Origin of the sequence: uncultured Cyclobacterium sp. (assembly GCF_963976465.1) — a bacterium.
Taxonomy (GTDB): Bacteria; Bacteroidota; Bacteroidia; order Cytophagales; family Cyclobacteriaceae; genus Cyclobacterium.
This window is the reverse complement of the sequence record NZ_CAXBOC010000163.1, coordinates 1-10094: the sequence shown is the minus strand read 5'-3', so window position 1 is coordinate 10094 and position 10094 is coordinate 1. Positions and strand designations below refer to the sequence as shown.

Sequence of the window (10094 nt, the reverse complement as noted above, 5' to 3'; positions counted from 1 at the left end):
GTGACAAAGCCACCTTATCCATACAAATCCTTTATTTGATAAGTGCCTTATTCAAAAATAGAAAATAGTAATTTGTACCCTCTTAGATGGGCGTCCTATTTATTGGAAAAGGCCAATCTTTTGTACTTCATCCATGAACTTACTTTTTTAAGATTCAGGTAAATATTTTTGATCCAATTTAATCTGGCTTTCCATTGGATAGGCCTATACATTGTTAAGATAAATTTTTCTTATAATAACAATTTTTATCACCTATAAACAATTCAACACCTATGAAAAAATTTACATTTACACTTCTGTTTTTTTCTTTAATAATTGTTTCAAAGCCCTTATATGGGCAAATAGATGTTAATATTACAGATCTAGAAAACGATGAAACCATCAAATTTGGCGAAATCTATGAAATCTATGATTTGGACAAAGAGTTGCCAACCCTTGTCATTACCTGGAGTGGGAAATGGTGTTTTCCTTGTATCAACTTAATTAATCGATACCTGGATTGTGACATGTCCATGATGAACCTTATCACCATCAATGTAGACAATGAAGAAAATCGAGAGGAAGTGTTAAATGAAGGCTACCACGATGGTTGGAGAAAAGCCCTTAACTTCCATGCTAATATAGGGGAGGATGAAAAAGGTTTTGATAACGTCTTCAATGTAAGCTCTGCCCCACTGATACTTTATTTAGTTAATGGAAATATTACGGATGCACTGGTAAGTTATTCCGTTTACCCTTACCGAATGATACAAACAGGCCGCATTGATGACATTAATTTTGTATGGGACAGCGCAAAGGATTTAAATTCTTTGGCCTGGGCCTATTACAAAAATGAAGAGGATGAGAGCAAATTGGAAGAGGCAAAAGAATGGATAATACGCTCCATTGAACTGGATAAAAACTATTCCAATACAGATACTTACGCGGCTTTACTTTTTAAAACCGGAGATTACACAAAATCTCTAAAAGTTGCCAAAGAGGCCATAGAAATCGCCAAAGAAAATGATGAAGATTACAGTACCACAACAGATTTAATCAATTCCGTTATTGAGAAGCTATAGCTAAAACTTAATGATATAAGGGCCGTGATTCATTTGTGTTACGGCCTTTTTTTTCTACTCCCTTTCAAACAACCCATTCCTCCAAAACCATTTCACAGAACAATTCATTACAAAATCAATACTTAACAAGAAAATAATAGCCGAATACTGATCCTTACCAAACCCGGTAAATATTCTTATCTTAGCTAAAACATTAATAGACCTAAACATAGCCTAAATTTATTTCTACGATGAATCAATCATGAAATCAATAGCTTTCATAGATACTGAAATAGCTGTAAAAACCCAAAAAGTGCTTGACATAGGAAGTGTTAAAAGCAATGGCGAGGTTTTTCATTCCCCTTCCTTTAGCGATTTTATGGCATTTATTAAGGGATCTCAGTATATCTGTGGACATAATATTATCAAGCATGATTTAAAATACATTCGCCGGGTGCTCAATGACCTAAGTTTTGACCCTTCAAAAATTATTGACACCTTATACCTCTCCCCTTTACTTTTTCCCAAAAGACCCTACCACGCGCTTGTAAAAGACGAAAAGCTTCAAACAGAAGATAAAAACAACCCCTTAAATGACTCCAAAAAAGCCAAGGACCTATTTTATGATGAAGTCGCTGCTTTTCAACAACTAAGCAAACCCCTACAAAAAATTTATTATAAGTTGCTTTGGAATAAACCGGAGTTTAAGGCCTTTTTTACTTTTTTGGATATCAAAGAAATAACATGGGACGTAGAAAGCTTAATCAGAGAAGAATTCCACAACGATATTTGCCGGGAGGCAAATTTGACTAAACTCATTGAAGCCTCCCCTATCGCACTCGCTTATAGCTTGGCTTTAATCAACACAAAAAGTCGCCTATCAATAACCCCTCCTTGGGTAATAAAAAATTACCCGGACATTGAAAGTATTTTGTACCTATTGAAAAACAACCCTTGTTTGAGCGGATGCCAGTATTGCGATCAGGCATTGGATATCCATAAGGGATTGAAAAAGTTTTTCGGCTTTGAGGCATATAGAACCTATGGAGAAGAGCCCTTGCAAGAGAAAGCCGTAAAAGCCGCAATAGACAATAAATCCATCCTTGCTGTTTTCCCTACCGGAGGAGGCAAGTCCATCACCTTTCAGGTTCCTGCTTTGATGGCAGGAGAAAATGCAAAAGGCTTGACAGTGGTAATTTCTCCCTTACAGTCTTTGATGAAAGATCAGGTGGACAACCTGGAGAGAAATGGCATCACAGATGCCGTTACCATCAATGGGCTTTTAGACCCTATCGAAAGGGCCAAATCATTTGAAAGGGTGGAAAATGGAGCAGCTTCAATTCTTTATATTTCTCCGGAATCCTTGCGATCGAAATCCATTGAATATCTTTTACTGGGAAGAAATATCATCCGATTTGTAATCGACGAAGCACATTGCTTTTCTTCTTGGGGACAGGACTTCAGGGTTGACTATCTATATATAGGGGATTTTATTCATGAGCTACAAAAGAAAAAAAACAGGGCCGAACCCATCCCCGTTTCTTGTTTCACTGCCACCGCCAAACAAAAAGTAATTGAGGACATCTGCTATTACTTCCAAGACAAGCTATCCTTAGAGCTGGAGGTATTCAGCTCCAAAACCTCAAGAACAAACTTACATTATAAGGTTTTCCCTAGGGAAGACGAGGAACAAAAATACAATACGGTAAGGAGTTTAATTGAAGAAAAGGATTGCCCTACGATTATTTATGTTTCCAGAACCCATAAGGCCTTTGTATTAGCAGAGCGCTTAACCAATGATGGTTTTAGTGCCAGGTCTTACCATGGAAAGATGGACAAACAGGAAAAGTCCGAAAATCAAGATGCTTTTATCGATGGAACAGTCCAGGTGATGGTTGCCACCTCTGCATTTGGCATGGGAGTCGATAAAAAAGACGTTGGGATGGTGGTCCATTTTGAAATTTCAGACTCACTTGAAAATTATGTACAGGAGGCCGGCCGGGCAGGAAGGGATGAAAATATCTCAGCAGACTGCTTTGTACTATTCAATGAAGAGGATCTCAGCAAACATTTTATCTTACTCAACCAGACCAAATTAAGTATAAAAGAAATTCAACAGGTCTGGAGAGCCATTAAAAACATCACCCGTTTTAGGTCAACAGTATCCAATTCCGCCCTGGAGATTGCCAGAAAAGCGGGTTGGTATGACAATATAAAAGAAATAGAGACTCGCGTAAAAACAGCCATTACGGCATTGGAGGAGGCCGGTTATATCAAAAGGGGGCAAAATATTCCAAAAATATACGCCAACAGTATCCTCGCCAAAAACGCACAAGAGGCCATCGATAAAATCAATGCTTCTGAAAAATTTCAGGACAAACAGAAACAACACGGTATTCGGATAATAAAAAAACTTTTTTCCAGCAAAAGCAAAAACCACTCAAATGAGGAAGAAGCCGAATCACGCATAGATTATATTTCTGATCATTTGGGGATTGTTAAAGGGGAGGTCATTCAGATTATCCGCCTACTCCGGGAAGAAAACATCTTGGCAGACTCCAAAGATTTAACAGCCTTCATAAAAAATGGGGAAAACAAAAACCGCTCACTCGCAATAGTAGAAGCTTTTGCCCGTATTGAAAATTTCCTTCTCTCTACCTTCCGGGAAGAAGAGAGGCCCTTTCAAATAAAAGCATTGAATGAGGCAGCTGAAGAAAATGGCTGTAAAGATGTTAGCCCTTATAAAATCAAAACGCTAATTAATTTCTGGGCAATAAAAAATTGGATCAAAAGGAAGGCCTTGAGTTTTTCCCGGTCTCACATGGCAATAATTTGCATTCAGCCAAAGAAAAAACTAGCTGAAAAACTAAAAAAACGACATGAACTGGCCGTCTTCATCATCAATTTTTTACATTCAAGAGCCTTATCAAAAGCCCCTGAAGAAGATCAAAACAAAGCTCAGATCCTGATCGAGTTTTCGGTGCAGGAACTAAAGGAGGCCTACGAAAATTCATCCCTACTTTTTAAGCTTCCTATCACAGCTGATGACATTGAGGAAACCCTTTTCTATTTATCGAGAATTGAAGCTCTAAAAATTGAAGGTGGGTTTATGGTGGTCTACAACCAATTGACCATTGAGAGAATTGAACAGGACAATAAAATCCGGTACAAGGTCGATGATTACCAAAAGTTGAATCAATTTTATGAAAACAAGGTACAGCAGATTCATATTGTAGGAGAATATGCCAAAAGAATGCTGAGTGACTACCAGGAAGCCTTACAATTTGCCGAAGATTATTTCCAATTGAATTACAGCGTTTTTTTAAACAAGTATTTCAAGGGAAGCCGACAAAATGAAATCAAAAGAAACATCACCCCCGGCAAATTCCGCCAACTATTTGGCGAACTTTCTCCCCGTCAATTGAAAATAATCAAAGACAATCAGTCCAATAATATCGTGGTTGCGGCCGGCCCCGGCAGTGGGAAAACTAGGGTTTTGGTTCATAAGTTGGCTTCATTACTGCTGATGGAGGATGTAAAACATGAACAATTACTTATGGTTACATTTTCCAGGGCAGCGACTTCAGAATTCAAACAAAGACTACTCAAGCTAATCGGCAATGCGGCCAATTTTATCGAGATAAAAACCTTTCACTCCTATTGCTTTGACTTGCTGGGCAAAATTGGAGACCTGGACAAATCGACCGATATCATCAAAAAAACAGTTGAGAAAATTACCGGTGGAGAAGTGGAAGCCAACCGAATTACCAAGACAGTTTTGGTGATAGATGAAGCCCAGGATATGGATGCCGATGAATTTGCTTTGATCAAGGCCTTGATGGAGCAAAATGAAGAAATGAGAGTGATTGCTGTGGGAGATGATGACCAGAATATTTTCGAATTTCGAGGCGCCAACGCTAAATACCTGGAACAATTTATCCATAAAAAACAGGCCGTTAAATATGAATTGATAGAAAACTACAGGAGCCAAGAAAACCTGGTTGACTTCACCAATCAGTTTATTGGAAGACTTCAAAACAGGTTAAAAACCAATCCAATAAAAGCCGTTTCCCAAAAAAATGGAAATATAAAACTGGTAAAGCACCGGGGACAGCACCTGATTTCTCCCTTGGTAAATGCCATCATGAGTACAGAGCTCAAAGGAAGCACCTGCGTATTAACCAGATCAAATGATGAAGCATTGCAAATCACCGGTTTATTGCTCAAGCACAAGTTCCCTGCCAAGTTAATTCAGACCAATGATGCCTTTAATTTATACAACCTTGTGGAGCTTCGTTATTTCGTCAATCACTTGGAATTAACGGAAGAGGTATATGTGATTCATGAAGAACTATGGACCCAAGCCAAAAAGGCATTGTGGCGGAAGTACAAAAAAAGTTCGAAAATTGACGTATGCATTAACCTGATTAAGGAATTTGAAGCTTCCCACCCTAAAAGAAAGTACAAAACTGATTTGGAACTCTTCCTCCGGGAGTCAAAGCTAGAAGATTTCATATCCGACAATGGAGACACCATCTTGGTTTCGACCATTCACAAAGCCAAAGGTAAGGAGTTTGACAATGTCTTTTTACTTCTGCAAAACCTAAGTCGGTTGCAAGATGAGGACATCAGGCTATTGTATGTCGCCATGACAAGGGCAAAACAGCAGCTGTCCATTCATTTAAAAGGAGATTTTCTAGACAATATCATCGTTGACGATCTGATCAAAGTGACCGACTCCGCCCATTGGCCTGAACCGGACATTATGGTGATGCAACTCAGCTATAAAGATGTCTGGTTGAGTTTTTTCAAATATACTCAATACAGAACTTCCCTTTTAATCAGTGGTGATGAACTGCAGGCAAAGGAGGGGGCATGCTTCGACCAAGAAAACCAAGCCATCTTAAAGTTTTCGAAAAAATTCAAAGGGCAACTGGAGGACCTGGAAAAGCGGGGATACCAACTTGCCTCAGTACATGTAAACTTTATCGTATATTGGGAAGAAGAAGAAACTGAGGAAGAAATATTGATCGTCCTGCCCGAATTGCATTTTAAAAAAACAACCCATCCAATTGGCCGTATCAACCAGTCAGCCAATATTTCGTCTACCAACTGAGTACAACTGTTCAAGCCTTTCCACTAAATCGCATCAATGAGGCTTATTTGTTGACAATGGTGTTATTTTGCATTGAAAAAATCAACTTTGGTTATTTCACTCCTTTTTAAATTCCAAAATGTTGCTTGAATTTTTTTATCACTAAACTTTTCAGCCACGTATTCGCAATCATAGCTCATATCGAAAATTTTGTTCCAACTACATTCCAAAATCTCTTTTAATTTGGATGGATACATTTCTTTATCCCTAAATTTAACTTTTGCGTTTGTGAGAAGATGGTCAAATTCAGCGGCATGTTTTTCACTATCTGCTATATACAAATAATTCAAAGGAAAATGCCACAAGTCAAAATCAGAAAGTAAGATTTGGTTGTCAGGTTTATCAAATTCTATCCGGACACCTTTAGTTCCTTTCGGTAACAATCCCCTGGTTCTTAAATCAGGTCTTTTAGATTTTACATTTTTAAACTGATACCAAGCCCATATTGGATAAATATTTGAATTCGGTCTATTTCCGATTCTATTTTCCATTTGATTGATCATCCATTTATAAGCATTATTAAAATAGGGTTCGGCAAATTCTTCTGAGGAATATATTTCCCCCTCAGAAATCAGATTATTGTAAAATTCTAAAGATTGAATCGTCCAAAGTTTCATTCAATTAATTGCCAAGGATAAGGCATCTAATGTTTTAAACGGACAATATAGACACTAGTATGGTTTATTCAAATAGATAAGCACCTATTGTAATTTTCAGTTTTTCTTAACCTTGTTCTACCTTAGGTCAAGGGTTATAATACCGGTAAAAATTTCCTCGCAGGGACGCAGAGTCGCTAAGAGGGGTTTTTAAAACCTTTGCGCCTTTGCGAGATTCCAACAGTTGGAGATGGGTAATGAAGAGTTCCATCAATTTAAAGGGTTAGTTATATTTTCCGCTCTGGATAAATTGAAAACATTTCGCTCCTGAAATTTTCTTGCCAAATATCAATATTGAAATGATGGCATTGAACAGTTTCCTCAGGTTCAAAAGACATCAAGAGTCCGTAGTTTTGTTTCATTAACATTGCAGTCTTATAGTCGTTCTTCTCTAACAGTTCTTCAATTAGTTCCTGAAAAGAATTGTAATCAATTGAAAGTGGAGTTGAAAATGAAGGCTTCAAAGCCTTCAAGGGTTTATTTAAACGATACAATACGTTAAACCACTTCCAGAATCTCCGTAGACCTACCTCTAAAGGCTACTTTATCTCCTACCCTTTTTCCTTTCAGTGCGGCTACCAAGGGAGAATCAGCCGAAACCACCTGAACTTCCTGTCCCTCATGCATTACCTTACCAACGGAAACCGCCACCCATAGCCAGCCAAGTTGAACCTTAACCAAGGCCCCGGTGCTTACGGTAGCCGTAGGATCCACAGAAGTCTGAGCTATTATTTTCTCATCCCGATCCAAGAGAACCTTTTGCTTTTCTAATAAATCCCTGCTTTGGTTGATGCTCTCCCTTCCCGTCTCGTATTTGTCTCCCATACTGCTTTTGGTGTCGGCATTGGAGGCTTCCTGCAGGGCAAGTAACTGGGCATTGAGGTCTTCTTTTTTCTCAGCCATCAGGGCCAGAACGGTCTCTTTCAGGCCGGCTTTAAATGAATTGTCCATCTATGAAAAATGTAGCGGTAAGGTTGAATTAAAAATTATTTTTCATTCATTAGGCTTTCTATTTCATCAGGCTCAATTGGAATATTACCCATCAGGTCGGTAAAGCCCTTCTCATTGATCACAATATTGTTTTCCAGCCTAATGCCTATTTCTTCTTCCAACACATAGATGCCCGGCTCCACGGTAAAGACCATGCCCGCTTGAATCGGTTCATACATTGTCCCTACATCATGCACGTCGAGTCCCAAATGATGAGAAGTACCATGCATAAAGTATTTTTTATAGGCCGGGTTTTTGGGATCCTGGTTTTTTATATCTGTTTGGTCAATCAAACCCAGACTCAAGAGTTCCCCTTCCATTATCAGGCCTATCTCTTTGTGATAGGATTGTATATCAATTCCCGGCCTTAGCATGGTCATGGCTTGTCGCTGCACCCTCAATACGGCTTCATATATCTGCCTTTGTCGTTTGGTAAAGCGGCCATTGACCGGAATAGTTCTGGTCATGTCAGCATTGTAATTGCCATATTCAGCCCCTACATCCATAAGAATCAAATCTCCATCCTTGCAGGTTACACTGTTGTCCAGGTAATGCAGCACACAGGCGTTCCTACCTGAGCCGATGATAGGCTCATAAGCAAAACCCCTGCTACCACTTTTGATAAACTGATGCAGGTATTCTGCCTCAATCTCGTATTCAAGCACTCCCGGTTTAACAAATTCCAGTACCCTACGAAATCCTGCCTCTGTGATGTCACAGGCTTTTTGAATCTGATCGATTTCTTCCGTTTCTTTTACCGCCCTGAACTTGTGCATCATGGGCGCCAAACGATGGTATTGGTGCAGGGGATACCTTGCCTTACATTCTTTTATAAATCGCGCAGTCCTGGTTTCCACCTCCACTACAGCCCTTAGGTGTTCATTGGTATTTAGAAATACATGCTTACTAAGGTTCATTAAAATATTGAAGATACTGTCAAAGTCGGTGGTCCATTTAATGGTGCTTACGCCGGAAAGGGCAGCAGCTTCTTCCATGGTGAATTTATGTCCCTCCCAGATGGCAATATGCTCGCTGGTAGGTTTGATAAAAAGTACCTCCCTCAATGCTGGATCAGGAAAGTCAGGACAAATCACCAAGATAGTCTCTTCCTGATCGATTCCGCAAAGGTATAAGAGGTCATTGTTTTGCCTAAATTTCATGGTCCCATCTGCATTGGTGGGCATGATATCGTTGGAATTTAAAACCGCTAAAGAATTGGACGGCAATTTATTGGCAACTTTTGCCCTATTTTTGATATAGAGGGATGCTTTGGCAGGTTCGTATCTCATAAAATAATGGGTTTCAACAAAGGTAAAAAATATACTTTGATCACAAATTTAACTAGCCAAGGGAATTGGAATTATTTGCCCGGCCTGCTAAAACAAGAAAGTTTTAACCGATTCCCGGCAGAAGGTTATATCCTCAAATCTAATTTTCTATCGCTTTCTCGGAACCGGCTGTAAAAGTATAGCGAAGCAGAACTTTTGTTACACTTGCTACAACACCTGTGGCTACGGTCCATAGTAAAGCTTCTTTTAGGGAATTGTTTTCCGGATAAGGATTTTTTGGAGCTTCTTCACCTGTCTTTTTTTCATACAGTTCTTCCAGTCCTTTTCGCACTAAAAAAGCGCCAAGGATGGTTCCTCCGGTAATTACCAATGATTGCAAATATTCTTTGTTTTGTTTTTTCATGATATAAGAAGTTTTTTTACTCTTACTATCATTTAATAATCATGCCAAAACATTAAGATTTCATGCAATAGTTTGGAATTTTTTGGCTCTGGTATACTTTGAAAGGTAATTGGTTGATGTTATTTTTTAAAAGGATTCCAGTTCCTGAATTTTGAATGCCTTCCAATCTACCGGTGGCTGAGCAGTGTCGAAGCCATAGGTTTCAGGCGTTGCGGAATGAAGTTTTAAAACGAATTTTCTTTACCGGTGGCTGAGCGGAGTCGAAGCCTTAGGGTAGCGTATTCGTTAAACCTACACCTTCAGCTCCGCTCAGGGTCCGTCCGGTTTCTCAATTGACATCACGGGAATCAGCAGTACCTACATTAATCCTGGAAAAAAATCTTTAACCATAAAGTGACTCAAAGAAGCCTGAAGGGCTGAAATTATAATAGCCACGGGTGAAGCCCGTGGAAAATGAATCGTTTATAATCTTGATTTTAGCGGCATTGTTGCCTTTTTTTTCTGCAACAATGCTGACAAAATCACTCTTACGAATCCGATTCCTCAAAGGATTCCGTGTCT

At 39.1% G+C, this 10094-nt stretch carries 7 protein-coding genes; 2 read left to right on the top strand and 5 right to left on the bottom strand.

The genetic code is table 11. The features are described 5' to 3' along the window. Nucleotides 1-272: 272 nt before the first annotated feature. Nucleotides 273-1061, top strand: coding sequence for a hypothetical protein (locus tag AAC037_RS10865; RefSeq protein ID WP_339903017.1), 789 nt, complete (start codon nucleotides 273-275; stop codon nucleotides 1059-1061). Nucleotides 1062-1302: 241 nt separating this feature from the next. After that, entirely contained in the window at nucleotides 1303-6156 is a 4854-nt protein-coding gene (locus tag AAC037_RS10860) for a RecQ family ATP-dependent DNA helicase (RefSeq protein WP_339903016.1), read from the top strand. Nucleotides 6157-6218: 62 nt separating this feature from the next. Here AAC037_RS10860 and AAC037_RS10855 read toward each other — a convergent pair whose 3' ends face one another. The 5 genes from AAC037_RS10855 to AAC037_RS10835 all read right to left on the bottom strand — a co-directional run bounded on the left by AAC037_RS10855 (nucleotide 6219) and on the right by AAC037_RS10835 (nucleotide 9533). Next, on the bottom strand, nucleotides 6219-6812 hold the full coding sequence (locus AAC037_RS10855; protein ID WP_339903015.1) for a DUF3841 domain-containing protein: 594 nt from the start codon (nucleotides 6810-6812) through the stop codon (nucleotides 6219-6221). 266 nt (nucleotides 6813-7078) lie between these two features. Next, nucleotides 7079-7324: a hypothetical protein gene (locus AAC037_RS10850; RefSeq protein WP_339903014.1), complete on the bottom strand. Its 246-nt coding sequence runs from the start codon at nucleotides 7322-7324 to the stop codon at nucleotides 7079-7081. 25 nt (nucleotides 7325-7349) lie between these two features. Next, nucleotides 7350-7802 (bottom strand): hypothetical protein, encoded by a 453-nt coding sequence (locus AAC037_RS10845; RefSeq protein WP_339903013.1) that lies wholly within the window; start codon nucleotides 7800-7802, stop codon nucleotides 7350-7352. Between the two features lie 35 nt (nucleotides 7803-7837). Further along, the gene (locus AAC037_RS10840) at nucleotides 7838-9130 is read right to left on the bottom strand and encodes an aminopeptidase P family protein (protein ID WP_339903012.1); all 1293 of its coding nucleotides are present in this window, start codon (nucleotides 9128-9130) and stop codon (nucleotides 7838-7840) included. A 139-nt stretch (nucleotides 9131-9269) separates the two neighbouring features. After that, nucleotides 9270-9533, bottom strand: a complete 264-nt coding sequence (locus tag AAC037_RS10835) for a DUF4235 domain-containing protein (RefSeq protein ID WP_339903011.1) — start codon at nucleotides 9531-9533, stop codon at nucleotides 9270-9272. Nucleotides 9534-10094: the final 561 nt, after the last annotated feature.